This window comes from Beijerinckia sp. 28-YEA-48, assembly GCF_900104955.1.
Taxonomy (GTDB): Bacteria; Pseudomonadota; Alphaproteobacteria; order Rhizobiales; family Beijerinckiaceae; genus Terripilifer.
Genome location: NZ_FNSI01000001.1, coordinates 5,050,455 through 5,077,272 on the forward strand (window position 1 = coordinate 5,050,455; position 26,818 = coordinate 5,077,272).

At 62.6% G+C, this 26,818-nt stretch carries 22 protein-coding genes and 1 other RNA gene; 18 read left to right on the plus strand and 5 right to left on the minus strand.

What is annotated here, in order from left to right; genetic code table 11:
• Window positions 1–33 precede the first annotated feature (33 nt).
• Genes BLW50_RS23680 through BLW50_RS23690 form a run of 3 tightly spaced genes read left to right on the plus strand, consistent with a single transcriptional unit; the run spans window position 34 to window position 4,442 of the window.
• The gene (locus tag BLW50_RS23680) at window positions 34–1,128 is read left to right on the plus strand and encodes an NAD/NADP-dependent octopine/nopaline dehydrogenase family protein (RefSeq protein WP_090707316.1); all 1,095 of its coding nucleotides are present in this window, start codon (window positions 34–36) and stop codon (window positions 1,126–1,128) included.
• Window positions 1,125–2,129 (plus strand): 3-hydroxybutyryl-CoA dehydrogenase, encoded by a 1,005-nt coding sequence (locus tag BLW50_RS23685; RefSeq protein WP_090707319.1) that lies wholly within the window; start codon window positions 1,125–1,127, stop codon window positions 2,127–2,129. Before BLW50_RS23680 ends, BLW50_RS23685 begins: the two co-directional genes overlap by 4 nt.
• Window positions 2,130–2,177: 48 nt before the next feature.
• Window positions 2,178–4,442: a primosomal protein N' gene (locus BLW50_RS23690; RefSeq protein WP_090709607.1), complete on the plus strand. Its 2,265-nt coding sequence runs from the start codon at window positions 2,178–2,180 to the stop codon at window positions 4,440–4,442.
• 21 nt (window positions 4,443–4,463) lie between these two features.
• Here BLW50_RS23690 and BLW50_RS23695 read toward each other — a convergent pair whose 3' ends face one another.
• Both BLW50_RS23695 and BLW50_RS23700 read right to left on the minus strand, forming a co-directional pair.
• Entirely contained in the window at window positions 4,464–5,138 is a 675-nt protein-coding gene (locus BLW50_RS23695) for a hypothetical protein (protein ID WP_090707321.1), read from the minus strand.
• Window positions 5,139–5,570: 432 nt separating this feature from the next.
• Window positions 5,571–7,022: an aldehyde dehydrogenase family protein gene (locus BLW50_RS23700; RefSeq protein WP_090707323.1), complete on the minus strand. Its 1,452-nt coding sequence runs from the start codon at window positions 7,020–7,022 to the stop codon at window positions 5,571–5,573.
• A gap of 528 nt (window positions 7,023–7,550) precedes the next feature.
• Between BLW50_RS23700 and BLW50_RS23710 the strand changes: the two genes are divergently transcribed.
• The 7 genes from BLW50_RS23710 (at window position 7,551) to BLW50_RS30920 (ending at window position 15,620) form a co-directional block, all read left to right on the plus strand.
• Complete coding sequence (locus BLW50_RS23710; RefSeq protein WP_090707329.1) at window positions 7,551–8,114, plus strand: F0F1 ATP synthase subunit delta; 564 nt, start codon at window positions 7,551–7,553, stop codon at window positions 8,112–8,114.
• Entirely contained in the window at window positions 8,114–9,643 is a 1,530-nt protein-coding gene (gene atpA, locus BLW50_RS23715; RefSeq protein WP_090707331.1) for a F0F1 ATP synthase subunit alpha, read from the plus strand. The genes BLW50_RS23710 and atpA overlap by 1 nt, the downstream gene beginning before the upstream one ends.
• A gap of 78 nt (window positions 9,644–9,721) precedes the next feature.
• On the plus strand, window positions 9,722–10,606 hold the full coding sequence (locus tag BLW50_RS23720; protein WP_090707334.1) for a F0F1 ATP synthase subunit gamma: 885 nt from the start codon (window positions 9,722–9,724) through the stop codon (window positions 10,604–10,606).
• A 24-nt stretch (window positions 10,607–10,630) separates the two neighbouring features.
• A complete protein-coding gene (atpD, locus tag BLW50_RS23725; RefSeq protein WP_090707336.1) occupies window positions 10,631–12,064 on the plus strand; it encodes a F0F1 ATP synthase subunit beta in 1,434 nt (477 codons plus the stop codon).
• Window positions 12,065–12,091: 27 nt separating this feature from the next.
• Window positions 12,092–12,493: a F0F1 ATP synthase subunit epsilon gene (locus BLW50_RS23730; RefSeq protein ID WP_090707338.1), complete on the plus strand. Its 402-nt coding sequence runs from the start codon at window positions 12,092–12,094 to the stop codon at window positions 12,491–12,493.
• Window positions 12,494–12,742: 249 nt separating this feature from the next.
• A complete protein-coding gene (locus BLW50_RS23735) occupies window positions 12,743–14,038 on the plus strand; it encodes an adenylosuccinate synthase (RefSeq protein ID WP_090707340.1) in 1,296 nt (431 codons plus the stop codon).
• A gap of 100 nt (window positions 14,039–14,138) precedes the next feature.
• The gene (locus BLW50_RS30920) at window positions 14,139–15,620 is read left to right on the plus strand and encodes a hypothetical protein (RefSeq protein WP_090707343.1); all 1,482 of its coding nucleotides are present in this window, start codon (window positions 14,139–14,141) and stop codon (window positions 15,618–15,620) included.
• A 257-nt stretch (window positions 15,621–15,877) separates the two neighbouring features.
• Here the strand turns inward: BLW50_RS30920 and rpoH are convergent, their stop codons facing one another.
• Window positions 15,878–16,795, minus strand: a complete 918-nt coding sequence (gene rpoH, locus BLW50_RS23745) for an RNA polymerase sigma factor RpoH (RefSeq protein ID WP_090707345.1) — start codon at window positions 16,793–16,795, stop codon at window positions 15,878–15,880.
• 342 nt (window positions 16,796–17,137) lie between these two features.
• On the opposite strand from rpoH, the gene ssrS reads away from it, so the two are divergent.
• The 7 genes from ssrS to BLW50_RS23780 all read left to right on the plus strand — a co-directional run bounded on the left by ssrS (window position 17,138) and on the right by BLW50_RS23780 (window position 23,867).
• A non-coding RNA gene (gene ssrS, locus BLW50_RS23750) (6S RNA) lies at window positions 17,138–17,292 on the plus strand.
• Between the two features lie 140 nt (window positions 17,293–17,432).
• Window positions 17,433–18,032: a 5-formyltetrahydrofolate cyclo-ligase gene (locus tag BLW50_RS23755; protein WP_090707346.1), complete on the plus strand. Its 600-nt coding sequence runs from the start codon at window positions 17,433–17,435 to the stop codon at window positions 18,030–18,032.
• Between the two features lie 49 nt (window positions 18,033–18,081).
• Window positions 18,082–18,897 (plus strand): TIGR00282 family metallophosphoesterase, encoded by an 816-nt coding sequence (locus BLW50_RS23760; RefSeq protein WP_090709609.1) that lies wholly within the window; start codon window positions 18,082–18,084, stop codon window positions 18,895–18,897.
• 162 nt (window positions 18,898–19,059) lie between these two features.
• Window positions 19,060–20,043: a DMT family transporter gene (locus BLW50_RS23765; RefSeq protein WP_090707347.1), complete on the plus strand. Its 984-nt coding sequence runs from the start codon at window positions 19,060–19,062 to the stop codon at window positions 20,041–20,043.
• A gap of 143 nt (window positions 20,044–20,186) precedes the next feature.
• A complete protein-coding gene (locus tag BLW50_RS23770; RefSeq protein WP_090707348.1) occupies window positions 20,187–20,933 on the plus strand; it encodes a YebC/PmpR family DNA-binding transcriptional regulator in 747 nt (248 codons plus the stop codon).
• A 146-nt stretch (window positions 20,934–21,079) separates the two neighbouring features.
• The gene (locus tag BLW50_RS23775; RefSeq protein WP_244544366.1) at window positions 21,080–22,960 is read left to right on the plus strand and encodes an ABC transporter ATP-binding protein; all 1,881 of its coding nucleotides are present in this window, start codon (window positions 21,080–21,082) and stop codon (window positions 22,958–22,960) included.
• Between the two features lie 214 nt (window positions 22,961–23,174).
• Window positions 23,175–23,867 (plus strand): DUF4336 domain-containing protein, encoded by a 693-nt coding sequence (locus BLW50_RS23780; RefSeq protein WP_090707349.1) that lies wholly within the window; start codon window positions 23,175–23,177, stop codon window positions 23,865–23,867.
• Window positions 23,868–23,888: 21 nt separating this feature from the next.
• On the opposite strand, the gene BLW50_RS23785 is transcribed toward BLW50_RS23780, so the two are convergent.
• Together BLW50_RS23785 and BLW50_RS23790 are read right to left on the minus strand one after the other, a co-directional pair.
• Entirely contained in the window at window positions 23,889–24,263 is a 375-nt protein-coding gene (locus BLW50_RS23785; RefSeq protein ID WP_090707350.1) for a cell division protein ZapA, read from the minus strand.
• Window positions 24,264–24,265: 2 nt separating this feature from the next.
• Window positions 24,266–24,571, minus strand: a complete 306-nt coding sequence (locus BLW50_RS23790; RefSeq protein WP_090707351.1) for a DUF4164 domain-containing protein — start codon at window positions 24,569–24,571, stop codon at window positions 24,266–24,268.
• A 263-nt stretch (window positions 24,572–24,834) separates the two neighbouring features.
• Between BLW50_RS23790 and tkt the strand changes: the two genes are divergently transcribed.
• Window positions 24,835–26,814 carry a transketolase gene (gene tkt, locus BLW50_RS23795; RefSeq protein ID WP_090707352.1) on the plus strand — a complete coding sequence of 660 codons (1,980 nt, stop codon included), beginning with the start codon at window positions 24,835–24,837 and terminating at the stop codon, window positions 26,812–26,814.
• The last annotated feature ends 4 nt before the right edge of the window (window positions 26,815–26,818 follow it).

The window sequence follows — 26,818 nt, forward strand, 5'->3', positions numbered from 1 at the left end:
CTCTCGCGCGGGTTTATCTGAGGAGGTCATGGAATGCGTATTGCCGTTATCGGAGGGGGAAATGGATCGCTTGCGGGAGCCGCTGATTTCGCTCTAGCCGGTCATGAGGTCGCCCTCTGGCGTCGCGGCGAGGCGGATGTCGCCAAGCACCGTGCGCTTGGTAACAAACTCGTCGTGCGAGATTTCTCCGGCACGCGCAACGCAACGCTCGCCATGGTCACCAGCAACGTGGCCGAAGCGCTGAAGGGAGCCGAGCTGATTTTTTGTCCTGTGCCTGCGACAGCGCATGAAGATCTGGCGACCGTGATCGCGCCGCATCTGCGGTCGGGCCAGGTTGTCTTTCTGCCGCCCGGCACATTGGGCTCGCTCATCTTCGCCAAGGCCGCGAAAGAAGCGGGGACCGTCCAGGGCGTGGCTTTCGCCGAAACTGGAACGCTTCCTTGGCTGGTGCGCAAACACGGTTTCGCCGAGCTGCTCATCACGACGCGCGCGACACGCTTGCCCACGGGCGTCTTTCCGTTGAAGGCCCATGATCATGCGATCGCAGTTATCAGCAAGGCTTTTCCCGGGGCGATCGAAACCTGCGGCGATGTCCTTTCGGCCGCGCTGATGAATGCCGGCCCGGTCATCCATCCGCCGCTGATCATTATGAACGCGGCGCCGCTCGAGCATTTTCCCGAGTGGGACATTCACAACGAGGGCACGCAGCCGTCGGTGCGGCGGGTGACCGATCGGCTCGATGCCGAGCGCGTTAAAGTGCGTGAAGCGTTGGGCTATGGCGCACCGCATTTTCCGCTGTCCGATCACTATCGGAAGGATGGCGATGAATGGATGTATGGACGCAACTCGCATAAGCAGCTCACCGACTCGGGCGACTGGCGCGAGAAGATCGTTCTGACCGAACATCGCTACATGATGGAGGATGTGCGTCTCGGCCTCTCCCTCCTTGCTTCCGTGGCCGATCTGGCCGGTGTCGAGGTTCCCGTCGCGCGGGCGATGATGTCAGTGGGTGCTGCCATCTGTTCAGATGATTTCGAGAACAACGGTCGGCCGCTGTCGAAAGTCGGCTTGCCCTCGCTCGATCGTGCCGCCATCACGCAGTTCCTGCACAATGGGTACGACGCATGACGGGCGCGACATCCAAGACCAAGCCGGAGAATATCGTCGCCGTCGGTGCCGGCCGCATGGGGCGTGGCATCGCCATCGTTTTCGCTTATGCGGGCCATCCCGTTACGCTGCTCGATTATAAAGAACGCCCCGCGGCGGAATTCGCGGCGCTGGCAGTCGATGCGCGGGCGGAGATCGTCGAGACGCTGACTTTGCTGTCGGAGATCGGTCTGTTCGAGGGCGGTCCGTCCATCGAACAGATCGCCAACCGTGTTCGCTTCGTCGCCAAGCCAGACGCGGCAGCCGTCTTGGCCGCAGCCGACATTGTCTTCGAGGGCTTTCCAGAAGTCCTCGAGCTGAAACAAGCGGCTCTGCGGGATGTGTCCCGGCAGTGTCCCCCGACAACGATCATCGCGTCGACCACATCAACGATCCTGGTCGATGATCTGGCGCCGGCGGTGGAGATCCCACAGCGTTTCCTGAACGCCCATTGGTTGAATCCGGCTTTCATCGTGCCGCTGGTGGAAGTGTCGCCGGGCAAGGAAACGAGCGCCGAGACCTTGCAGCGCCTGAAGGAGCTTTTAGAGCGTATCGGTAAAGTGCCGGTGGTGTGCGCTTCGAGCCCTGGCTACATCGTGCCCCGCATTCAAGGCATCGCCATGAATGAGGCCGCGCGTCTCGTCGAGGAAGGCGTGGCCTCAGCCGAGGACGTGGAGAAAGCCGTGAAATATGGCTTCGGCTTCCGCTTCTCGGTGCTGGGATTGCTCGAGTTCATCGATTGGGGTGGGGGCGATATTCTCTATCACACGAGCAAATATCTCACGGGCGCGTTGAATGACCGGCGCTATTCGGCCCCGTCGATCATCGAGCGCAACATGGAGGCTGGCCGGATCGGGTTGAAAACCCAGCAAGGCTTTCTCAATTACGAGGGCATGGACGTGCCGGCCTATCGCAAGGAGCGCCTGGCCGCGTTCGTCGAGCGCCTGCGCCATCTGGGGCTGACGCGGACGCCGGTCGTCTAGACTAGCGATCCGCCTTGCTGCCGCCGCCGGCCTGTGATGGAAGGCGGCATGGTGTTAGCAGCGGGCGAATCAGGATCGGCCACCGCCGTCAGTTACGTCGTTGACGTGCTGGTGCCGGTCGCGGTCGACACCGCCTATTCCTATCGGGTTCCGGCGGGGATCGACTTGCAACCGGGCGATTTCGTCGAAGTGCCGCTCGGCACCCGCGAGGCGACGGGGATTGTCTGGAGCGTGCGCGCGGCGCCGGGCGGCAATCTTAAAGCGGTGATCGCCAAGCGCGATCTGCCGTCTGTCCGGGAGCCGCTGCGCGCGCTGATCGACTGGATCGCCAAATGGACCCTGGCGCCGCGTGGCATGGTGCTGCGCATGGGCGTGCGGGCGCCCGATCATGCCGGACCTGAGCCGGTGCGCATCGGCGTGCGTCTGGCGGGCGATCCGTCCGCGCCGCAGCTGCCACGGCGGATGACGCCGGCGCGGGCGCGGGTGATTCAGGCAGCGGAAGGCGGATTGTTGATCGGTAAATCCGCTCTGGCGGAGGCGGCGGCCTGTTCCGCTGGCGTCATCGACACGCTGATCGACGAGGGCACGCTGGAAACCGTGGCGCTGCCGGCGGAGCCTGTGGCTTTGCCGCCCGATCTCGATTTCGCCGTGCCGCGTTTTGAGCCCGGCCAGCAGGCGGCGGCGGACGCGCTGGCGCAGGCGGTGGCGGAAAAAGCTTTTTCGGTCACTTTGCTCGAAGGTGTCACCGGCTCGGGCAAGACGGAGGTTTATTTCGAGGCGGTCGCGGCGGCGCTGCGCGCCGGCCGGCAGGCGCTCATCCTGATGCCTGAAATCGCCCTGACCGGCCAGTTTCTCGACCGTTTCGCCAAACGTTTCGGCGTCCGCCCGGCCGAATGGCATTCTGGCGTTTCGGCGCGCAAGCGGGCGCGGATCTGGACCGGGGTGGCGTCAGGCGAAGTGCGGGTGGTGGCGGGAGCCCGCTCGGCGCTGTTCCTGCCCTATGCCGATCTCGGCGCACTGATCGTCGATGAAGAGCACGAGCAGGCCTACAAGCAGGAAGATGGCGTCGCCTATCACGCCCGCGACATGGCGGTGGTGCGGGCGCGGCTGGAGAATGCGGCGGTGGTGCTGGCCTCGGCGACGCCGGCGCTGGAAACCCGGGTCAATGCCGAACAGGGGCGCTACCGCTACCTGAAGCTGGAAGCGCGCTTCGGCGGCCGGTCGCTACCGCAATTGCAGGCCATCGACATGAAGTCTGGTGGGCCACCGCGCGGCAAATGGATTTCGCCGCGTTTGGCCGCCGCCATGGACCAGGTGTTGGAAAGGGGCGAACAGGCGCTGCTGTTCCTCAATCGGCGCGGCTATGCGCCGCTCACCCTGTGCAATGCCTGTGGCCACCGCTTCCAATGCCCGCAGTGCACGGCCTGGCTGGTGGAACACCGTTTCCGCCGGGCGCTGGTCTGCCATCACTGCGGCCATATCGAGCGCCGGCCGGACGTCTGTCCCGAATGCCATACGACCGACAGCCTGATGGCTTGCGGCCCTGGTGTCGAACGCCTCGCCGACGAAGTGGCCGAGCGGTTTCCGGGCAAGCGCGTGCTGGTGCTGTCGTCGGATTTCCCCGGCGGTACCGAGCGGCTGCGGCGCGAGATCGAGGAGATCGCCAATGGCGCCTTCGACATTGTCATCGGCACCCAGCTGGTCGCCAAAGGCCATAATTTTCCGGGCCTTACCTTGGTCGGCGTGATTGACGCCGATGTCGGTCTTTCAAGCGGTGATCCCAGAGCCGCCGAACGCACGTTCCAGATGTTGCAGCAGGTTACGGGCCGGGCCGGGCGTGGCGAGAAGCCCGGCATTGGCCTGGTGCAGACCTGGCAGCCGGATCATCCGGTTATCAAAGCCATCCTCTCAGGAGATTCCGAACGGTTTTATGCCGAGGAGATCGAGCAGCGCCGCCGTGCCGGCCTGCCGCCCTTCGGCCGTCTGGCGGCACTGATCGTGTCCGGCAACGACCGGCTCTCGGCCGAAACCCATGCGCGCGCCCTGGTGCGTGCCGCCAATGCGGTTCCCGATACGGAGCGCTGGCGGTTCGCCCGGCACGGCGCGCTGCCGGAAGAAGATGACATGGTCTTGCTGGGGCCGGCCGAAGCACCGATCGCGGTGGTGCGCGGGCGCCATCGCTTCCGACTGCTTCTGAAGGCGCCGCGTTCGGCGGATTTGCAAGGATTTCTGCGCGCCATGCTCGAGGCGGCGCCGCCCGAGCGCGGCGGCGTGCGCGTTCAGATCGATGTCGATCCGATGAGCTTCATGTAACGGGGGTGCGCGCGTCTTTATTCAGGGCGCGCTTGTGGTCGCGGTCAGATCGAGCTTCGGCGGGCCCAATTTCTCGATGACGGAGCTTTCTTCGGCCGGGTCGGTCTTGGCCTGGAATTCCGTCGATTTGCCACGCGAATGGATGACCAGCGGCGACATCGGATCGCCTTCCGCCGCTGCCGTTTCGAGCTGGCGCAAGGTGAAGGCCCGCTGCAGCTTGGCGAGATCGGTGCGGTTACGCAGCCGTGATTGGGCCAGGGGGCGGAACGGATTCTTGCGCGACGACGCGCCTTCGTAAACCGCGATACCCGTCGCGGTGACGACAATGTCGCCAGAGCGCAGGGTCGGGTCTTGCATCAAAGCGGCTGTAATGCCTTGTTTTTGCGCCACATCGGCGAGACGGCGGACGGTCTGCAGGTCGCGGGCGATTGTCGGGCTCGGGCCATCGGCATTGGCCGACAGAGGCTTGGTGCGTTTGGCATCCCTGCGCGCTTTGTCGTGAGCGAGAGGCTCGCCATGCGGCCTGGCCGCAGGCGGCGGCGCATAGACAGGCTGCCGTGGCTGCTGATTGCCGAAGAGGAAATCAAAGAGACCGGCCTGGGCCGGAGCGGTGCTGACGAACTGGATTGTACCCGCGAGGAGTAAACAGGCAGGCCAAGAACGCTTCACCGAACGCACAATCACAGTCGGTTTCATCGTCGCTTCCCCAATAGCGGGCCACCAACCCGACACGCTTACACAATGTATACACATAAACGAGACACTCTAACCTCGGCAGCCATGCTTTTGTCTATGGCCTGGTGTCTCAGAAAACGGAATTTTGCACCTGTTGAAGTAAGATGGTTACTTCTCATGGCATCGGCGCTTGTCCAATTCGAGGCAAGTGTGAAAGTTCCATCGCGTTGCGAGACAGCGCGACATCACTTTTTCGATCTTCGATGAAACTTTCATAACGGATCCGGCCGGTCTGTGCGTTAACGCACGTCCGCGCGCCGGGAAGGTTCCGAAATCCACAGTGGAGAGGGTGGGGCCTCGTCTGGGCGGGCTCCCCAAGCATTTTGAGCGAAGTGACTTACGGTGGGGCGCGGACGCGGGAACTTTGTATTCTCCCGCGTCCGCCCTTTTTATTTATCCCTGCGGCACGTTGATGATCTGCGGCTCCATATAGGACTGCACGCCCATCACGCCGTGTTCGCGGCCCATGCCCGATTCCTTGAAGCCGCCGAAGGGAATATCCGCTTCCGAGCCGACATGGTGGTTGATCCAGACCGTGCCGGCCTCGATCTGCGCCGCCACTTCGGCGCCCTTCTTCATGTCCTTGGTCCAGACCGAAGCGCCGAGACCCATGCGGGTATCATTGGCGCGGGCGATGGCGTCATCGAGGCTGGAATATTTCATCACCGGCAGGACCGGGCCGAACTGTTCCTCGGTGACGAGGCGCGTGTCGTCCTTGATATCCGCGATGATCGTCGGCTCGAGGAAATAGCCGGGGCGGTTCAGCTTGTGGCCGCCAGCGATGACGCGGACGCCGGGCTGGCGCTTGGCGTCTTCGAGTACGTCGATCACCTTGTCGAACTGCATCTTGTTCTGCAGCGGGCCCATCTGCACCTCAGGCTCGAAGCCTTCGCCGACGCGATGGTTCTTCGCCAAGGTGGCGAAAGCCTCCAGCACCGGCTCGTACATCTGCTCCGGCACGTAGACGCGCTTCACCGCCATGCAGATCTGGCCGCAATTACCGAAGGCGCCGTTGAAGATTTTCTGGGTGGTGGCGGCGATATCCGCATCATCAAGAATGATCGCGGCATCGTTGCCACCGAGTTCGAGGGTGACGCGCTTGAGCGTGCCGGAAGAACTGTTCATGACGCGCTTGCCGGTGGCGACCGATCCGGTGAAGGAGATACGGTCGATGCCCGGATGTTCGGTCATCCATTGGCCCAGATCATTGCCGCCGGCGACGACATTGAAAACGCCGGGCGGAAGAATGTCGCGGGACAGCTCGCCGATCAGCAGGGTCGAGAGCGGGGTATAGGGCGAGGGCTTCAGCACCATCGTATTGCCGGCGATCAGCGCCTGGGCGATCTTGTGCGAGGCGAGGCCGACGGGCACGTTCCACGGCGTGATGGCGCCAACGACGCCCATCGGCCGGAAGTGGATGCTGATCTTGTTCTTGCCGTCGTCGCGCAGCACTTCGTCTTTGACTTCGATGTTCGACATCGCCTCGAGCGAATGGGCGGTGCCGGCCATTTCACGCAGGGCGTTCGACAAGGGCTTGCCCTGTTCGCGGGTGATGAGGGCGGCGATCTCATCGGTATTGTCGCGCACGGCCTTGGCCAGTTTGTGCAGATAGGCGCGGCGCTCGCCGAAGGAGAGACGGCTCCAGGCGGGGAATGCCTTGCGGGCAGCGCCGATGGCCTGTTCGAACTGGTCGCGTGACGCGTCCGGGCACTGGGCGAAAACCTGTTCGGTGGCCGGATTGGTGACACCGAAGGTGGCGGTCGCCGGAACGGCCTTGCCGTCGATCGTATGGGTGAAGGTGTAGTTTACTTCACCTTGGCTATTTGCCTGGGTCTTGGGAGCCATATTTTCCTCCTTGAGTTGTCCCTCTCGCTATATTCAAATCGATATAGCGATATCAAGCGCTCAATGGCTGAACGCGTTCAGGCGCCGGGCGCCTTGTGTGGTCATCAAAACCAGCAGCGACCTGCAAAAGCAACGTGGCCGCGTTGCTGAAATGCGAAAGCTTGCCCATCGCCAAAAGGTCGTGGGCCGAGGCCGCGAGAGAGACGAGGGCGTGGGCCGCGCGTGTATCGGTTTGCGAGCTGGCTTGCGCGCGCTCGAATGGCCTCCGTAGATTCACGGGGTATTCAATGCCCATGTCAGGAAGGCTGCGGCGTCTCGCCTCACTCTCGACAAACTCTTCCACGCCAGGCGGTGTTGCGTGGCCAAACCCCATATGTTACCCCCTGCGCGCCTTGTGGCGGGGTCGCGCGGGCTGCGCGATCCGGCCCATTTCCAGCCAGCATGCAATCCGGGTTTTTCCAGCGCCGACGACGCCGGGGAATGCCCGGAAGATGTGTGCAGGCATATCAACCAGAGGCCAGATTTCACGTGGCGCAAGAGGTTTCCATCGTTTCCGGCATGGCAGGGCGTTACGCTCTTGCTCTGTTCGAGCTCGCCAAGGAACAGAAATCGCTCGATAAGGTCGCCGACGACCTGAAGTCCTTCGCTGATCTCATTGCTGCTAGCCCCGATCTTGAGCGGCTGGTGCGCAGCCCGGTCTTCTCGGCCGAGGATCAGGTCAAGGCGCTCGACGCGCTTCTCGCCAAGGTCGGTATCACCGGCGTGGCCAGCAATTTCCTCAAACTCGTCGCCTCCAAGCGCCGTCTGTTCGCGGTGCGCGACATGATCCGCGACTTCGGCAAGCTGGTTGATCGCGAGCGCGGCGTGACGCGCGCTCAGGTCACCGTCGCCGAGCCGCTGAACGACAACCAGATGAGCGCCCTCAAGGCGGCGCTCGCCAGCATTTCCGGCGGTCAGACCGTCAATGTGGACGTAAACGTCGATCCGGCGATCATCGGCGGGCTTGTCGTCAAGCTCGGCTCGCGCATGGTCGACGGTTCGCTCAAGACAAAACTCAACTCAATTCGCACTCGTATGAAAGAGGTCGGCTGATGGATATCCGCGCCGCTGAGATTTCGGCGATTCTCAAGAATGAGATCGCTAATTTCGGTAACGAAGCAGAAGTTACCGAAGTCGGTCAGGTGTTGTCGGTCGGTGACGGCATTGCGCGTGTCTACGGCCTCGACAATGTTCAGGCCGGCGAGATGGTCGAGTTCGAAAACGGCATCCGCGGGATGACGCTGAACCTCGAAAGCGACAACGTCGGTATCGTTATTTTCGGTTCCGACCGCGACATTAAAGAAGGCCAGACCGTCAAGCGCACCGGCGCCATCGTCGACGTGCCGGTTGGCAAAGAGCTGCTCGGCCGCGTCGTCGACGCGCTCGGCAATCCGATCGACGGCAAAGGCCCGATCAAGGCGACGAAGCGTGCGCGCGTCGACGTCAAGGCGCCCGGCATCATTCCCCGTAAGGGCGTGCATGAGCCGATGGCGACCGGCCTCAAGGCCATTGATGCGCTGATCCCAGTCGGTCGCGGCCAGCGCGAGCTGATCATCGGCGATCGTCAGACCGGCAAGACCGCCGTGGCGCTCGACAGTATCCTCAACCAGAAGTCGCTGAACCAATCGACCGACGAGCAAGTCAAGCTCTATTGCGTCTACGTCGCTATCGGTCAGAAGCGCTCCACCGTCGCGCAGTTCGTGAAGGTGCTCGAAGAGCAGGGCGCGCTGGAATATTCGATCATCGTGGCGGCCACCGCCTCCGATCCGGCGCCGATGCAGTTCCTGGCGCCGTTCGCTGGTTGCGCCATGGGCGAGTATTTCCGCGACAACGGCATGCACGGCCTGATCATCTATGACGATCTGTCGAAGCAGGCCGTCGCTTATCGCCAGATGTCGCTCTTGCTGCGCCGCCCGCCGGGCCGCGAAGCCTATCCCGGCGACGTGTTCTATCTGCATTCACGTCTGCTCGAGCGTGCCGCCAAGCTCAATGATGAGAATGGTAAGGGCTCGCTCACCGCTCTGCCGGTCATCGAAACCCAGGCGAACGACGTGTCGGCCTATATTCCGACGAACGTCATTTCGATCACCGATGGTCAGATCTTCCTCGAAACCGATCTGTTCTACCAGGGCATCCGCCCCGCCGTGAACGTTGGTCTGTCGGTGTCGCGCGTCGGCTCGTCGGCGCAGACCAAGGCGACCAAGAAGGTCGCTGGCAAGATCAAGGGCGAGCTGGCGCAGTACCGCGAAATGGCGGCCTTCGCTCAGTTCGGTTCGGATCTCGATGCGGTGACGCAGCGTCTGCTCAACCGCGGCGCGCGCCTCACCGAACTGCTCAAGCAGCCGCAGTTCTCGCCGCTGAAGATGGAAGAGCAGGTCTGCGTGATCTATGCCGGCGTCAACGGCTATCTCGATAACCTGCCGGTCAACCGCGTGCGGGCGTTCGAGGACAATCTCTTGACCCTGCTGCGTTCGAGCCACGGCGCGCTGCTCAACAGCATCCGCGATTCGCGCGATCTGTCTTCGGCCGACGAGGCGACGCTGAAGGGCATCGTCGAGACGTTCGTGAAGAATTTCGCCTGATTGCCAGTGGCGGCGGCTTCGGCCGTCGCCCCGTCTGTCCAACCTGACCTTCCACACGGAAGGGGATGAGAGACACAAATGCCTTCGTTGAAGGACCTGCGAACCCGGATTTCGAGCGTCAAGGCGACGCAGAAAATCACCAAGGCGATGCAGATGGTCGCCGCCGCAAAGCTGCGCCGCGCGCAGACCGCGGCGGAAGCAGCGCGGCCCTATGCCGAACGCATGGAAGCCGTGCTCGCCAATGTCGCCGCCGGCCAGACCGGCAACGGTCCGGCGCTGCTTGCTGGCACCGGCAAGGACAACGTGCATCTGCTCGTTGTCTGCACGGCCGAACGCGGCCTGTGCGGCGCTTTCAATTCGTCAATCGCGCGCCTGGCACGTGAGCGGGCCAATTCGCTGATCGCCCAGGGCAAGACCGTCAAGATCATCTGCGTCGGCAAGAAGGGCTATGACCAGCTTCGCCGCCAGTTCGAAAAGAACATCATCGAACTGATCGAGCTGCGCTCGATCCGCCAGGTGGGCTTTGCCAACGCCGACGAGATCGCCCGCAAGGTGATTGGTCTCTACGAAGCTGGCGAGTTCGACGTCGCGACGCTGTTCTTCTCGCAATTCCGCTCGGTGATCGCGCAGATCCCGACGGCGCTGCAGATCATTCCGGCGCAGTTGCCGGTTGCCGGCGAGGCGAAGCCTGTCGTTGGCAAGGATCAGCCGGTCTACGAATACGAGCCCGAGGAAGACGAAATTCTGGCGAGCCTGTTGCCGCGCAACATCTCCGTCCAGGTCTTCCGTGCGCTGCTCGAAAACGCCGCCTCCGAACAGGGCGCGCGTATGAGCTCCATGGACAATGCCACGCGCAACGCCGGTGATATGATCAAGAAACAGACGATCATCTACAACCGTTCGCGCCAGGCGATGATCACCAAGGAATTGATCGAAATCATCTCGGGCGCTGAAGCGCTCTGACCGGAATAGAAGCGAGGAACTATCATGGCATCCGATAACAAGGCCACCGGCCGCATCACGCAGGTCATCGGCGCGGTCGTCGACGTGAAGTTCGACGGCCAGCACCTGCCGGAAATTCTCAACGCGCTCGAGACCAAGAACCAGGGTAATCGTCTGGTGCTCGAAGTGGCGCAGCATCTGGGCGAAAACTCCGTCCGCTGCATCGCCATGGATACGTCCGAAGGTCTCGTGCGTGGGCAGGAAGTCACCGATACCGGCGCGCCGATCATGGTGCCGGTGGGTGAGGGCTGCCTGGGCCGCATCATCAACGTCATCGGCGAGCCCGTCGATGAGGCCGGCCCGGTGAAGTCCTCCGGTCTGCGCGCCATCCATCAGCCGGCCCCGAGCTATGCCGAGCAGGCCACGGATGCACAGATTCTCGAGACCGGCATCAAGGTCGTCGACCTGTTGGCGCCTTACGCCAAGGGCGGTAAGATCGGCCTGTTCGGCGGCGCCGGCGTAGGCAAGACCGTTTTGATCATGGAACTGATCAACAACGTCGCCAAGGCGCACGGTGGTTACTCGGTGTTCGCCGGCGTTGGCGAGCGCACCCGCGAAGGCAACGATCTCTATCACGAGATGATCGAAGGCGGCGTCAATAAGGCTGGCGGCGGCGAAGGTTCGAAGTGCGCCCTCGTCTATGGCCAGATGAATGAGCCCCCGGGCGCTCGCGCTCGTGTCGCCCTCACCGGTCTGACGGTCGCCGAAGATTTCCGCGACAAGGGCCAGGACGTGCTGTTCTTCGTCGACAACATCTTCCGCTTCACCCAGGCGGGTTCGGAAGTGTCGGCGCTTCTCGGCCGTATTCCTTCGGCGGTGGGTTATCAGCCGACGCTCGCCACCGACATGGGCGCTCTGCAGGAACGCATCACCACCACCAACAAGGGTTCGATCACCTCGGTGCAGGCGATTTACGTGCCGGCCGACGATTTGACCGATCCGGCGCCTGCCGCCTCCTTCGCGCATCTTGACGCGACGACCGTGCTGTCGCGCTCGATCGCCGAAAAGGGCATCTATCCGGCGGTTGATCCGCTCGACTCGACCTCGCGCATGCTGTCGCCGCTCGTCGTCGGCGAAGAGCATTACGACATTGCGCGTCGCGTGCAGTCGACCTTGCAGCGCTACAAGTCGCTGCAGGACATCATCGCCATTCTCGGCATGGACGAACTGTCGGAAGAGGACAAGACGACCGTGACGCGCGCCCGTAAGATCGAGCGCTTCCTGTCGCAGCCGTTCCACGTCGCCGAAATCTTCACCGGCGCCCCGGGCAAGCTCGTCGCGCTCGCCGACACCATCAAGGGCTTCAAGGGCCTGGTCGAAGGCAAGTACGACCATCTGCCGGAAGCGGCGTTCTACATGGTCGGCACGATCGAGGAAGCCGTCGAGAAGGCGCAGCGTTTGGCGGCGGAAGCGGCCTGATCGTTTTTGCGTTGAGAAGGTAGGGCAATGGCCAATTTCCACTTCGAACTCGTGTCGCCGGAACGCCTCGTTTATTCGGGCGAGGTCGAATCGGTGCTCGTGACGAGCACCGAAGGCGAAATGCAGGTGATGCGCGACCATGCGCCGGTGATGGCGATGCTGAAGCCGGGCGTCGTGCGTTTCACCGATGGCGGTGGCGCCAGGCACGATCTGTTCGTGCGTGGCGGCTTCGCCGACATGGCCAACAATACGCTGACGATCCTGGCGGAGCTGGCGGTTGCATTGGCTGATGTCGATGCCAAGCTGATCGATGCCGAGATCAAGGACGCCGAGGAAGATCTCGCTGATGCGAAGGTCGAACAGTCGCGCCAACAGGCCGCCGAGCGGCTGGAGCAATTGCGTGAACTGAAAGCTTCACTGAGCCTGTAAAGATCAAGCCCGCCGGCAACACCGGCGGGTTTTTTGTTTCTGCCCGAATCGCTGATGCTTGCGAAGATGGCTCTTGGCCTGCGGCAATCAGCCGGGCCGAGGTTTTGGCGCGGCATCTTTACTCGTGCGCCTCAATCCGGTAATTCATGACCGCAATGAGCCCCGGAACAGCCATTGCGGCAGTTCCGGGGTTTTTGCTTGTCGAGGTCAGCGCGGCGGTTATCGCCGTGCGAATGAGGCTTATTCGATATGGCGAATGTGGTCGTCGTCGGCGCCCAATGGGGCGATGAAGGCAAGGGTAAGATTGTCGATTGGTTGTCGCTCGAAGCCGATGTGGTGGTGCGATTCCAAGGCGGTCATAATGCCGGCCATACGCTTGTCATCGATGGCGTCACTTACAAGTTGTCGCTGCTGCCGTCGGGCATCGTGCGTCCCGGCAAGCTGTCGGTCATCGGCAATGGTGTCGTTGTCGATCCGGTTCACCTGAGCAAGGAAATCGCGGCTTTGCGCGCCCAGGGTGTCGCGATTTCGCGTGACAATCTGCGCATCGCCGAGAATGCGCCGCTGATCCTGTCGCTGCATCGCGAACTCGATGCGCTGCGCGAGAACAACGCGACCGCCGGCACCAAGATCGGCACGACCATGCGTGGCATCGGCCCGGCCTATGAAGACAAGGTTGGCCGTCGCGCCATTCGCGTGATGGACCTTGCCGACTTCTCGACGATCGACATGAAGATCGCGCGGCTGCTCACTCATCACAATGCCATCCGCCGTGGTCTTGGCATCGCCGAGATCAATCCTTCTGCTATTCGCGACGAATTGGCGGCGGTGAAGGACGAAGTGCTGTCCTATATGGATCGCACCTGGATGCTGCTTGAGGATCTGCGCCGCGACGGCAAGCGTATTCTGTTCGAAGGCGCGCAGGGCGCGCTGCTCGATATCGATCACGGCACTTATCCCTATGTCACCTCGTCGAATACCGTGGCGGCTAATGCGGCTACGGGCACAGGCCTCGGTCCGAAGGCGGTGCAATATGTGCTTGGCATCGCCAAGGCCTATACGACGCGTGTTGGCGAGGGACCGTTCCCGTCTGAGTTGAAGGACGCGACCGGTCAGTTGATCGGCGAGCGCGGCCGGGAGTTCGGCACGGTGACGGGCCGGGCCCGGCGCTGTGGCTGGTTCGACGCGGTGCTGGTGCGCCAGACCGTGCGCACCTCCGGCATCGATGGCATCGCGCTGACCAAGCTCGACATCCTCGATGGCTTCAAGGAGATCAAGGTGTGCACTGCCTATCGTCTTGACGGTGAAATCATCGACTATCTGCCGGCGAGCCAGGCGGCGCAGGCGCGGGTCGAGCCGATTTACGAGACGATCGAAGGCTGGGAAGGCACCACGCAGGGCGCCCGTACCTGGGCCGATCTGCCGGCGGCGGCGATCAAATACGTCCGCCATGTGGAGGAGCTGATCGGCGCGCCGGTGGCGTTATTGTCGACGAGCCCCGAGCGCGCGGATACGATTCTTGTCCATAACCCCTATCGGGACTAAGCGAAGGGTTTCGGATGGCGCTGAAAAGCGCCATCTTGGCAGTGGGATGGCAATAGCATTTAGGATTGACGCCTAAGCGCAAGGGTGGTCTGAACGCGTCATGGCCGATTATTATCCGCTACTTGCGCGAGCCGTATCAGGGCTCAGCCCAGAAGCGAAAGAACAGCGCCGAGGTATTTACGAGCGCGCCCGCAAGGCGCTGCTCGGGCAGCTGCGCGGCATCACGCCGGCGGTGCCGGAAGAAGATATCCAGCGCGAAAGCCAGGCACTCGATGCCGCCATTGCGCGGCTCGAAGCGGAAGTCGAGGCCAAGATCGGCGTCGAGCCGCCACCTGAGCCCAAACCCGAGATTAATGCCGAGGTTAAGCCGGCCGCTCCTGCGCCAGCGGCCCCTATTCCTCCGGCGCCAACTCCGCCTCCCGTCGCGCCGGTCGTGCGGCCGCCACCGAAACCTCCGGTCGGCGCGCCAACCATTGGCATTCCCCGGGAAGGTAAGTCCTTTGGCGAGGGGCCGTCCGCGGCACCGTCTATAGACATGGCCGCGCCCACCCTGGGCGGCGCGGCGCCGGCTATCGAACCCGATATCGGCGATGCACCGCGGGTGCCGATCAAGGTGCGCACACCCGATCTGGCTACCCGTGCTGAAGCGTCTGGTCGCGACGGCAATGGCGCCGAGGGCGCCACCCGGCCGGAAGTCATGCGGCCCGCCGCGCCGCGTCCACAGGAAAGTTCACGTGGTTTTGGCCGTGTCGCCCTGATCATCGGCGCCATCGCCGTGGTGTTTGGCGGTGTTGGTTTTGCCGCCTGGAAATGGCGCGACCGGCCAGAAGACATCACACGGGCGCGTTCGCCAGTCGTCGATCAGCAGCAGCCAGCCGCCGCGTCAGGCCCCAAGGTCAATGAACGGATTGGTTCCGGCGCGGCGCCGACGCGCGCGCCGGAATTGCAGCCCGAGCCGCAACGGCGAGCGCAAACACCGCCGACCAGCCAGCCGACGCCCGCCGCTCCGGTCCCCAGTCAGCCGGCATCGCCAACGGTGCAGGTGGCGCAGCGGGTCGGCCTGCTGTTGCAGTCTGAGTCGCCGCAAGGCTTCGATACCCAGATCGGCACCGTCGTGTGGCGGACGGATTCGATCAATCGCGGCGGCAACGCGCCTTTGTCTCAGGCGATTCGCGCTGATTTCGATGTGCCAGATGCCAAGCTCAAGGGCTTCATCACCATCGAGAAGAATTCCGATCCGACCCTGCGGGCTTCGCACACGATCACCGTGCGGTTCCTACCGGCTGAGGACAGCCCGCTGGCCAAGATCGTCGATATCGGTTTGCCGGTGATGCGCAATGAATCCGCCGCCAATGTCGAAGCGTTGGCCGGCGTGCAAGCGAAGATCACCGACAACATTTTCATCGTCGCCTTGACCAGCGATCCGCAGTTCGCCGTGCGCAATATCGAGACGATCAAGTCGCGTGGCTGGCTGGATATCCCGATGAAACTGGCCGACGGCCGCGCCGCCAAGATCACCCTGGAGAAGGGCAATCCAGGCGACCGCGTGGTGAATGAGGTCTTCGACGCCTGGGGGCGTTGAAGCTTAGTCGCGCTGACACATTCAAATAGGCTTGAATAAAGAAGCCGCCTGGATTGCTCCAGGCGGCTTCCTACGCAACGCGTAACTCTGTTTGACGACGCCCTGTACGCTGTACGCTACGCCTTGCCGCGGGATTTTCCCGTCGGCAAACTTCTCATAGCGTTTTGCAGTTTGATGGACTCATTAAACGCTGCAAAGACGCGTCAAAAATAAAAGGCGCTGGGCAAAATCGCGTTTCTTTCGAAACGCGATTTGCTCTAGCGATGCGCCGACAGGGCCGGCTTGTCAGCCGTTGCCGGAATGGCCTCGATCTTGGAGAGGCCATCGCGAACGGCGGCCTGCACCTTTTCAAAGGCCCGCACCTCGATCTGGCGAACACGCTCGCGCGAGACGCCAAACTCTTCGGACAGCTGTTCCAAAGTCGACGGGTCATCCTGCAGGCGACGCGCCTCGAAGATGCGCCGCTCGCGATCATTGAGCACAGCCAGCGCGCCGCGCAGGGCGGTCAGCCGATTGTCCTTCTCTTCGCTGTCGGCGAGGATGGCTTCCTGGCTGGCGCTGTTGTCAACGAGCCAATCCTGCCATTCGCCGCCTTCGCTGTCCTGACGCATGGGCGCATTGAGCGAGGTGTCGCCGCCGAGACGGCGGTTCATGTCGACCACGTCCTGCTCGGTGACGCCGAGCTTGGTGGCGATGGTCTTCACCTGGTCCGGATTCATGTCGCCGCTCTCCAGCGCCTGAATCTGGCTCTTGGCCTTGCGCAGGTTGAAGAACAGCTTCTTCTGATTGGCCGTCGTGCCCATTTTAACGAGCGACCACGACCGCAAGATGTACTCTTGAATGGACGCGCGGATCCACCACATAGCGTAGGTCGCCAGGCGGAAGCCCTTCTCGGGTTCGAAGCGCTTGACGGCCTGCATCAGGCCGATGTTGCCTTCGGATACGACTTCACCGATCGGCAGGCCGTAGCCGCGATAGCCCATGGCGATCTTGGCGACGAGGCGCAGATGGGAAGTGATAAGCCTGTGCGCAGCGTCGCGATCACCATGTTCGCGCCAGCGCTTGGCGAGCATATATTCCTCGCCCGGCTCCAGCATGGGGAACCGGCGGATCTCTGCGAGGTAGCGGGACAGTCCCGAGTCAGCGGACAGCACCGGAAGCGCAGTAGTAGCCATATTTACCTCCTGGGACCCCCCTCGGGCATCCCTCCACGGCCGCAATCGCCGGCCGCTCACGTGATGATATAGGGACGGCCGACCGTGGCTTAAAGAGGGCAGTATGGCGGCGCCGACGCGCCTGCAGCATTAAGGTTTCGCAATTTTTATCGGCGCTTTTCTTGTTAACTTATTGAAACTAATAAATTTAAATTTTGGTCGCTCACCGATCTTCACGACCCCGTGTGCAGCGCGCCAAAATCGCATGCCATCGCTTCGGGCAATCGCCACCATCGTCCACACCGATAAGAATAGTTGTTGAGCAGGGTGGCGCGCGTGACGCTTTGCACCTACATTGCAGAAGCGGGGCTGCGGTGTACGTGCGGATATGTATTCCCGGGGCCTTATCGATCTCTAAGGGAGCTGTCCCTGGCCTTGTCCGTGGACTTGGACACACGGCGCCCACCTACTCTGTAGGTTCCCGGGATCGATGATCTCACGGCTCAGGCGGCTCCGCACTTCTCTTTTTTCGCTTTTCTGTCCATTTTTCTGCCCTTCCGTCCCCTTGGCTTCTGATTTGATGGGGCCTTTGGCGGCCTTTCCTGTTGTCAGGGGCGCCTGGGGGGCCTAGGGATTCCGTGTCCCGTAGGCGCAGAAGATGTCCGGAATCAAAACCGTCCCCCTCAGCAAAGCCGAAATGCGGCGTGATGCCTTGGCGCGTCGCGCGTCGATCCCGGCGGACGTGCGTCAGGCCTTCGCCGAACGGCTGGCGATCGAAGGGGTGGCGATCGCCCGGCGCGCCATGGTGCGGACCGTTTCGGTGTTTTGGCCGATCGGCGATGAGGCTGATCCGCGCCTGCTCCTGCAAGCGCTCGACTACCATGAATTCGTGACGGCTTTGCCGGTGACCGTGGGGCGGGGACATCCGCTGCTGTTCCGGCGCTGGCGCTGGGGCCAGCCGATGGTCGACGGCCAGATGCGCATCCCGGAACCATCATCGCGCCTGCCGGAAGTGCAGCCGGATTTGCTGTTTGTGCCACTCGCGGTGTTTGATCGGCGCGGTTTTCGCATCGGCTATGGGGCCGGCCACTACGATCTGACCCTGGAGCGGCTGCGCGCCAGCCGATCGGTTCCAGCGATCGGCATCGCTTATGGCTGCCAGGAGGCCGCTCGGGTGCCGGAGGAAGCACACGACCAACCGCTCGATCTGATCATCACCGAGCGGGACGTGATCGACTGTTCATTGGCTTGGGCATAAATCTTGGGCACCAATCTTGGGCGCCAATCTTGGGATTGAAGGAACCGGCATGCGTCTGCTTTTCATCGGTGACATTGTGGGACGCACGGGGCGCACGGCGCTCCTGAATTATCTGCCGGATCTCAGAGCGCGCTGGAAGCTCGATTTCGTCGTGGTCAACGGTGAGAACGCCGCCGGTGGTTTTGGCATCACTGAGGCGATCTGCGACGAGTTTCTTAACGCTGGCGCCGATTGCGTCACGCTTGGCAATCACGCCTGGGATCAGCGCGAGGCGCTGGTCTTCATCGAGCGTCAGCCGCGCATGATCCGGCCCGCCAATTATCCCACTGGGACGCCAGGGCGCGGCGCCAATCTGTTTGAGGCGAAGAACGGTGCGCGCGTGCTGGTGATGAATGTCATGGGCCGCATTTTCATGGATCCGCTCGATGATCCGTTCGCCGCCGTCGAGCGTGAGCTTGAGGCCTGCCCGCTCGGGCAGATGTGCGATGCGGTGGTCGTTGACGTGCACGCGGAGACGACGAGCGAAAAATACGCCATGGGCCATTTCTGCGATGGGCGCGCCACGCTCGTTGTCGGCACCCACACCCATGCGCCGACCGCCGATGCGCAGATCCTGCCAGGCGGCACGGCCTATCAGAGCGATGCCGGCATGACCGGCGATTACGACAGCGTCATCGGCATGCAGAAGGGCGAGCCGCTGCAGCGCTTCACCCGTCGTATTTCCTCGGGCCGTTTCGAGCCGGCCGAGGGTGTGGCGACGCTGTGCGGCATCGCCGTCGAGGCTGATGCGGCCGGGCGGGCCGTGAAAGTCGCGCCGGTGCGCCTGGGCGGGCGGCTGGCGGAAGCCGTGCCGTCGTTTTGGTGACGCGGATACAAGCCACGCGTGAAGGGCGGTTGTCGGGCGGCGGCGCGCGTGCCCTAGAAAGCGGCGAGAGCGTTTCATAGCGATGAAGACGCGTCACAACTGAGACCAAGGCAAAATCCGCGTTTCGGCTGAAACGCGGATTTTACTTTCGGGGGTGAATGCATGCTGGGGGTCTTGCTGGCGCTGCTGTCTGCGGCGACCTTTGCGTTTAACAATGCGGCGGCGCGACGCGGTGTTCTGTCGGGCAGTGTTCTGCAGGCCATGGTGGTCTCGGTGCCGTTCGGCGTGCCCTTCTTCCTGGTCTGCCTGCCGATCTTCGGATCATTCGAGGATTTGTGGAGTTTCTCCTGGTGGGACGTGACCTGGCTTTCCCTGGCCGGGATCATTCACTTCGTCGTTGGGCGTTATGCCAACTACCGTTCGCAGAAGGCGATCGGCGCCAATCTTTCCGGCCCGATCCAGGACGCGAACATTCTGATCGCCTTGGCTCTGGCCGTCTGGTTTCTCGGCGAAACCCTGACGGGCGGCATGATTATCGGCATCGTGCTGGTGCTGTTTGGGCCGATTCTGGCCTTCAAGCGGCCAAAGCCCGTGGCGGCGCCGTCGGCCCGAGCGCTGGCGTTCACGCCGGCGTATGGCGAGGGCTTCTTCTATTCGGCCGTTTCGGCGATCGCCTATGGGGTGAGCCCGATCCTGGTGCGCTTCAGCCTTGAGAATGGCGGTCTCACGCTCGGGCGTGCGGTTGCTGCCGGGCTGATCTCCTATGCCGCGGCGACCGCGGTGGTCTTCGCCGCTTTCGTCAATCCCGCCGCCTGGCGCGATCTACGGACGATGCGCCGGGGCGATTTCGGTTGGTTCGCCGTGGCCAGTCTCTTTGTCGGGGTCGCGCAGATGACCCGCTATATGGCCTTGGCTGTGGCCCCGGTGGCGATCGTCGCGCCGATGATGCGACTGGCCTCGATTTTCCGCTATTATTTTTCCTGGATCCTCAATCGCGAGTATGAAGCCTTTTCCAATGGGGTGTTCATCGGTACGGTCGTATCGCTGGTGGGGGCGATGATCCTGGCCATTGGCATTGATACCTGGGTCGCCATCTTGCCGGATTTCGACTGGCTTATTCGCTTCATCAGTTGGCGCTGGCCTTGAGGGGAGGCCTGACTGACCATTGTCCGCCCTGGAAAACGGGCCGGCTTCCTTTGCAACAGCCCGATGACGGCGTATAACGCCGCCGATTTTTCCCGGGGCGTGCGCGCGCCTTTGCTGCGCCGCCCCCGCCCGTGGGGACCCTTATGGCAGGCCATAGTCAGTTTAAGAATATCATGCACAAGAAGGGCAAGCAGGACGCGATCCGCTCCAAGCTCTTCTCCAAATTCGCGCGCGAAATCACCGTCGCGGCCAAGATGGGCATGCCTGACCCGAACATGAATCCGCGCCTGCGCCTCGCCATTCAGGTGGCGCGTGCCGAGAACATGCCGAAGGACAATATCGAGCGCGCTATCAAGAAGGCCATCGGCGGCGACAGCGAGAATTATGACGAGGTGCGCTACGAGGGTTATGCGCCCGGCGGCGTGGCGGTGATCATCGAGGCTCTGACCGACAACCGTAACCGCACCGCCGGCGAAGTGCGCTCCTATTTCACCAAGGCGGGCGGGGCGCTGGCGGAAACCGGCGCGGTGTCCTTCATGTTCGACCGGGTTGGCGAAATCGAGTTCGACACCAAGGTCTCGTCCGAAGATGCGATGATGGAAGCCGCCATCGAGGCCGGCGCCGATGATGTCTCCACCTCGGAAGACGGGCATCTGGTCACCACGTCGCTGGAAGCTTTCGCCGAAGTCTCCAAGGCGCTGGAAGCCAAGTTTGGCGAGCCGCGCCGGTCCAAACTGGTGTGGCGGCCGCAGAATTCGATCGCGGTCGACGACGAAGCTGGCGAGAAGATTCTGAAATTGATCAACGCACTCGAAGACAACGACGACGTGCAGAACGTGTTCGCCAATTTCGAAGTGTCGGACGCGCTCGTGGCCAAGATGGGCGGCTAAACGGCGGGTTTATCTTCAGGGGCCCCGCACGGTTCCTGACAGCAATGTGTCGCAATCCAAGCGATTGTCACTACATCTCCGAAAGACCCGGAGCGCGGGACGCTCCGGGTTTTCCTTTTTGGGGACTGCCACTTTGAGGATTTGTCGTGCCACCGCCCCTTGTCCGCGCCACCCGTGCTAGCCGTGCCGAGCGTCTGTCGCAGGCAGGGCTCAGCCTCGACACCTGGAAACATCTGCCGCGCCTCGTGGCGACCCTGTGGGCGGTGAGCCCCGGCCTGCTGTCGTCGATCCTTGGGATACGCCTGCTGCGCGCGCTGCAAGTGCCGGCCATGCTCTATGTCGGCAAGCTGATCATCGATGAGGTGATCGCGCAGGCGCACCAGCCAGCGCCAGGGCCGGAGTTTCACGATTGGTGGGTGTCGGGCCGGTTGACCTTGCTGTTGGGCTGGCTGGCGCTCGAACTGGCATTGACCGCCGCCGGCAATGTCATGGGGCGGCTCACCACCTTGGCCGAAAACCTGATCGCCGAACGCCATAGCAATCTGATGGCTGGGCGGTTGATCGCGCATGTGGCGCGTCTCGATCTGAAGGATATCGAAGACAGCGAATTCCAAGACAAGTTGCAGCGGGCGCGGGCGCAGACCTTCATCGGCAACGGTCTGCTCGGCATGATGCTCAATCAGGTGCAGGACACGATCACCGTCGTGGCGCTGGTGGCCGGCCTGATTATCTTCGTGCCGGTGCTGGTGTTCCTGCTGCTGGTTGCGCTTATTCCCTCGACCGTCAGTGAGGCCTATTTCAATGGCCAACGCTATGGCCTGAACAGTCAGATCACGCCGGAGCGCCGGCGCATCGAATATTTGCGCTGGGTCGGCGCCAATCCGGAAGCCGCCAAGGAAGTGAAGCTGTTCGGCCTTGGTCCTTACCTGGTCGAGAGTTTCTCGAAACTGGCGGCGATCATTCAGACGTCCAACCGCAATCTGGCGATCCGCCGCACGATCTGGGGCAGCGCTCTCGGCCTCGTCAGTTCGCTGTCCTATTATGCCGCCTATGCCTATGTCGCCTGGCGCGCCGTGAATGGCGCCATCAGCATCGGCGACCTCACTTTTTTGTCGGGCTCGCTGCTGCGGCTCAACGGTCTGTTCGAGCGATTGACCGTCGGGCTGACGCAGATCGCGGCGCAGACTGCTTATCTCGACGATCTGTTCTCGTTCTTCGATGCCAAGCCGGCTTTGGCCGCTCCCGTGACGCCGCGTCCATTTCCATCACCGATCCGGCAAGGCATCGTGTTCGAGAATGTCGGCTTTCGCTATCCGGGCAAGGAGAACTGGGCGGTGCGTCACCTCAGTTTTATTCTGAAGGCCGGCGAAACCCTGGCGTTGGTCGGCGAGAACGGCGCCGGTAAAACGACGATCGTGAAACTGCTGACCCGGCTTTATGATCTTGAGGAAGGCCGTATCACTGTCGATGGCATCGACCTCAGAGACTTCGATCCCGACGATCTGCGCGCCCATGTCGGGGCCATCTTTCAGGATTTCATGCGCTACAATTTCAGCGCCGGGCACAATATCGGCATCGGCCGTGTCGAGGAGATCGACAACGCGCTACGTGTCCAGGCGGCGGCGCAGGACAGTCTTGCCGATCAACTGATCGCGCGCATGCCGCAGGGCTATGAGCAAATGCTCGGACGTGGTTTCGCCACGGGCTTTGATCTGTCCGGCGGCGAATGGCAGAAGATCGCCATTGCCAGGGCCTACTTCCGCGATGCGGAGGTGTTGATCCTGGATGAGCCGACGGCGGCGCTCGATGCACGTGCCGAGGCCGGCGTCTTCGACCGTTTCCGCAATCTCAGCGCGACGAAGTCGACGCTCCTGATCTCGCATCGCTTCACCACGGTGCGCATGGCCGATCGCATTCTCGTGTTGGAGAATGGCGAGATCGTCGAGAGCGGCAACCACGACGAGCTGATCGCGCTCGGCGGCCGTTATGCGGAATTGTTCGAGTTGCAAGCGGAAGGGTATCGTTAGGGTCTGTTGCTTCGGTGTCATCCCCGACAGCCGCGCAGCGGCTGAGCGGGGATCCAGAGGTGCCTGGTAGAGTGATCGACGGTGAAGCGGCTGTTCTGGATTGCCGCTCACGCCTGTGGCGTGTCGGGAATGACATTGAGGCTTCGATCACGCTTTCCCTTTGTCATCCGCGTCGACTATTCTCGCCAACGGCATCGATAGGATTGGGTCAAGCATGCTGAAGGAATTCGGTTCCGATATCTGGATCGCGGATGGCTCCGACGTGGTCGCGGCGTTGGGGTTTCATTATCCCACACGTATGGCCGTCATCAGGTTGTCGAGCGGCGATCTCTTCATCTGGTCGCCAACAGCACTGACGGACGATCTCTGCGCTAAGGTCGAGGCTCTCGGCAAGGTCCGGCATCTCATCGCGCCCAATTCCCTGCATCACGTCTTCATCGCCGATTGGCAGCAGGCCTATCCCGACGCGCGGGTCTATGCCGCACCTGGATTGCGAGAGAAGCGCAAGGACATCGCCTTTGATGGTGATCTTGCAAACGAGCCGCAACCGGATTGGGCCGGGGAGATCGATCAGGTCGTGATGTTGGGCAATGTCATCACGACCGAGGTGGTGTTCTTCCATGCTCGGAGCGGCACGGTGCTCTTCACCGATCTGCTGCAACGGTTCTCCGCCAACTGGTTTTCCGGCTGGCGCGCCTATGTGGCGAAATGGGATCTGATGGTGGCGTCGGAGCCCTCCGTGCCGAGAAAGTTTCGCGTTGCCTTTACCAATCGCCGTGCGGCGCGTGCCGCGCTCGAACGGGTTCTGTCATGGCCGGCGGAAAAGGTGCTGATGGCGCACGGAACGCCTGTGACCGAAGACGGGCGCGCGCTGATCCGTCGGGCGTTTGCCTGGCTCACGGGATGACGAGCCTGTTGCTGGTTTTTTCTATTGTTGCGTCTTGCCCGCGGCGTTCATCACCTGTGCCAGCCGTTCGATGCGGGCGGCGATATTATCCAGCCGGTCGGCGGCGCTTTCGGCGGCCGCGTCGCTGCTGGTTTGCGCCGAACGTTGCGCGTCGTTGAGCTCTTCGATCTCGCCGTTCAGGCGCGTGATCTTGCGGGTGCTTTCCGACAGTTCGTCGGCGATCGAAATCGCCGCCATCACCGCGAGGCGTTGATCGCCGATCTCGCCGAAGGATCCACGCAATTCGGTGATGCGGTCATCGACCACACGGGCCAATGATTCGAGATGGTCTTCCTCGCCATCGGCGCAGGCCATGCGATAGGGGCGTCCACCGACCGTGACTGTGATCTGCGCCATGGCTAGTCGCCCCCTTCGCTTGGTTCGCTGGGGCGGGTCTCGCTGATCATGACGCGCAGGGCGTCGCTGGCCTGTTCCAGGCGCTGGCGCACTTCGGAGTTGGCGAGCGACAGGCTGCGGGCGCGCGCAAGGGCGCCGTCGAGCTCCGCTGCCAGGCGGGCACGGTCATCTTGCATCACCATCAGTTCTTCCTCGAGATTGCCGCGCGTGCCTTCGGCAACGATGCGGCGTTCGCCGGCAGCTTCCAAATGGGACAGAGCGGCTTCGAGGCGTTTCATGGCGGCGTCGAGGCGGGGCGGCAGGGTCATGTCAGACTCGCGGCACGGCACGGCTGGATGCGCATGGGGCTATTAGCGACCAGTCGGGCGCGAGCGTCAACGTAAACGGTGATTTTGCCCACAGGACAATCGGTTTCCGGCGGATTTTCAGGCATTTTCTGAGCCAAATCCGTCGCCCGGCTTTGACAGGCCCGGTCGAGGTGCTATCAGGAGCGCGTTTTCGTTAGCAATCCAGCCCGTCGTCAGGAGTACGCTCGTCGTCGCTCGTTACGGCCATTCCACGGACAATCCCCATGACTGTTTCTAATGGCGCTATGGCCAACGCGATCCGCGCTTTGGCCATGGATGCGGTCGAAAAAGCCAACTCGGGTCATCCTGGGCTGCCGATGGGCGCCGCGGATATTGCCACGGTCCTGTTCGATAAGGTGCTGAAATATGATGCGGCGGCGCCGCACTGGCCCGATCGCGATCGTTTCGTGTTGTCGGCGGGCCACGGCTCGATGCTGCTCTATGCTGTGCTGTTCCTCACCGGCGCACCGGGCATGTCCTTGGAGCAGCTGAAGAATTTCCGTCAACTTGGGTCCTTGACGCCCGGTCATCCAGAATATGGCCACACTGTCGGCGTCGAGACGACGACGGGGCCGCTGGGCCAGGGCATCGCCACGGCGGTCGGCATGGCGCTGGCGGAGCGGATGCTCAATGCCGAATTCGGCGATGTGGTTGACCACCATACCTATGTGCTGGCCTCCGACGGCGACCTGATGGAGGGCATCTCCCAGGAAGCCATCGCCATCGCCGGTCATCTTAAGCTTAACCGGATGATCGTCCTGCACGACGACAACGGCATTTCCATCGATGGGCCGCTTTCGGTCGCCGACTCGGTCGATCAGGTGAAGCGGTTCGAGGCCTGCGGCTGGGCCGCCGAGCGAATCGACGGTCATGACCAGGCGGCGATCCTGGCCGCGATCGAGCGGGCGCAGAAGTCCGACAAGCCGAGCCTGATCGCCTGCAAGACCACCATCGGTTTTGGCGCCCCGACCCGGGCCGGCACGGCCAAGGCCCATGGCGAGGCGCTTGGCGCCGCTGAGATCGAGGGCGCGCGCAAGGCGCTTGGTTGGAACTACGGTCCGTTCGAGATCCCCGACGATATCCTGGCCGTTTGGCGCCAGGCTGGTAGTCGTGGCGCGGCGCGCCGCGAAGCCTGGGAAAAGCGCCTGGCGGCGCTCGATCCGGCGAAGAAAGCGGAATTCGAGCGGCGCCTTGCCGGCAAATTGCCGGCCGGTTTCGGTGCGGCGGTCGAAGCGTTCAAGCAGCAGGCTGCGGCCGACGCGAAGCCGTGGGCGACCCGCAAGGCGGGCGAAGCGGTGCTGGCGGCGCTGGCGCCGGTCGTGCCGGAACTGCTCACCGGTTCTGCCGATCTGACCGGCTCCAACAACACCAAGGTGGCGGCGACGCCGGAGATTTCGCCGGGCCATTACGCCGGCCGTTACATACATTGGGGCATCCGCGAACATGGCATGGTGGCGGCCATCAACGGCATGGCGCTGCATGGCGGCTTCATCCCGTCGGGCGCGACCTTCCTGGTCTTCACCGACTATTGCCGTCCGGCGCTGCGCCTCGCCGCGCTCATGGGTGTGCGCAATATCGAAGTGATGACCCATGATTCCATCGGTCTGGGTGAGGACGGTCCGACCCATCAGCCGGTCGAGCATCTGGCGGCGCTGCGGGCCATTCCCAATCTGAACACGTTCCGCCCGGCCGATCTGACCGAAACCCTGGAGTGCTGGCAGGCGGCGCTGGAAAGCGCCCATACGCCCTCCGTGCTCGCCCTGACCCGGCAGAATCTGCGGCAGGTGCGCACCACGTTCATGCGTGAAAATCTGAGCGCCCGGGGCGCCTATGAGCTGGCGGGCGCCGAGGGTGCCGCGCAGGTTTCGATCTTTGCCTCCGGCTCTGAGGTCGAGATCGCGCTGGATGCTCGTAAGCTTCTGGCCGAAAAGGGTATTTCGGCGCGAGTCGTCTCGGTTCCCTGCTATGATCTGTTCCTGGCTCAGGACAAGGATTATATCAAGCGGACGATCGGCGACGCTCCGGTCAAGGTCGCGGTGGAAGCCGCAATCCGCATGGGGTGGGACGCTATCATCGGGTCCGATGGGGTGTTCATTGGCATGTCAACGTTTGGTGCCAGTGGGCCCTATAAGAAACTTTACGAACATTTCGGTATTACCGCGCAAGCCGTTGCGGGTGCCGCAATTGCCCGCCACAACGGGTAGGGTG

Bases quoted from the DNA above. Each gene is read 5' to 3' on its own strand.
- BLW50_RS23755 (WP_090707346.1), top strand. From the start codon at position 17,433: ATGTCCGGAATCAAAACCGTCCCCCTCAGCAAAGCCGAAATGCGGCGT.
- BLW50_RS23720 (WP_090707334.1), top strand. From the start codon at position 9,722: ATGCCTTCGTTGAAGGACCTGCGAACCCGGATTTCGAGCGTCAAGGCG.
- atpD (WP_090707336.1), top strand. From the start codon at position 10,631: ATGGCATCCGATAACAAGGCCACCGGCCGCATCACGCAGGTCATCGGC.
- BLW50_RS23685 (WP_090707319.1), top strand. From the start codon at position 1,125: ATGACGGGCGCGACATCCAAGACCAAGCCGGAGAATATCGTCGCCGTC.
- BLW50_RS23700 (WP_090707323.1), bottom strand. From the start codon at position 7,022: ATGGCTCCCAAGACCCAGGCAAATAGCCAAGGTGAAGTAAACTACACC.
- BLW50_RS30920 (WP_090707343.1), top strand. From the start codon at position 14,139: ATGGCCGATTATTATCCGCTACTTGCGCGAGCCGTATCAGGGCTCAGC.
- BLW50_RS23785 (WP_090707350.1), bottom strand. From the start codon at position 24,263: ATGGCGCAGATCACAGTCACGGTCGGTGGACGCCCCTATCGCATGGCC.
- BLW50_RS23735 (WP_090707340.1), top strand. From the start codon at position 12,743: ATGGCGAATGTGGTCGTCGTCGGCGCCCAATGGGGCGATGAAGGCAAG.
- BLW50_RS23790 (WP_090707351.1), bottom strand. From the start codon at position 24,571: ATGACCCTGCCGCCCCGCCTCGACGCCGCCATGAAACGCCTCGAAGCC.
- BLW50_RS23780 (WP_090707349.1), top strand. From the start codon at position 23,175: ATGCTGAAGGAATTCGGTTCCGATATCTGGATCGCGGATGGCTCCGAC.
- BLW50_RS23690 (WP_090709607.1), top strand. From the start codon at position 2,178: ATGGTGTTAGCAGCGGGCGAATCAGGATCGGCCACCGCCGTCAGTTAC.
- atpA (WP_090707331.1), top strand. From the start codon at position 8,114: ATGGATATCCGCGCCGCTGAGATTTCGGCGATTCTCAAGAATGAGATC.
- BLW50_RS23680 (WP_090707316.1), top strand. From the start codon at position 34: ATGCGTATTGCCGTTATCGGAGGGGGAAATGGATCGCTTGCGGGAGCC.
- BLW50_RS23770 (WP_090707348.1), top strand. From the start codon at position 20,187: ATGGCAGGCCATAGTCAGTTTAAGAATATCATGCACAAGAAGGGCAAG.
- rpoH (WP_090707345.1), bottom strand. From the start codon at position 16,795: ATGGCTACTACTGCGCTTCCGGTGCTGTCCGCTGACTCGGGACTGTCC.
- BLW50_RS23765 (WP_090707347.1), top strand. From the start codon at position 19,060: ATGCTGGGGGTCTTGCTGGCGCTGCTGTCTGCGGCGACCTTTGCGTTT.
- tkt (WP_090707352.1), top strand. From the start codon at position 24,835: ATGACTGTTTCTAATGGCGCTATGGCCAACGCGATCCGCGCTTTGGCC.
- BLW50_RS23730 (WP_090707338.1), top strand. From the start codon at position 12,092: ATGGCCAATTTCCACTTCGAACTCGTGTCGCCGGAACGCCTCGTTTAT.
- BLW50_RS23695 (WP_090707321.1), bottom strand. From the start codon at position 5,138: ATGAAACCGACTGTGATTGTGCGTTCGGTGAAGCGTTCTTGGCCTGCC.
- BLW50_RS23760 (WP_090709609.1), top strand. From the start codon at position 18,082: ATGCGTCTGCTTTTCATCGGTGACATTGTGGGACGCACGGGGCGCACG.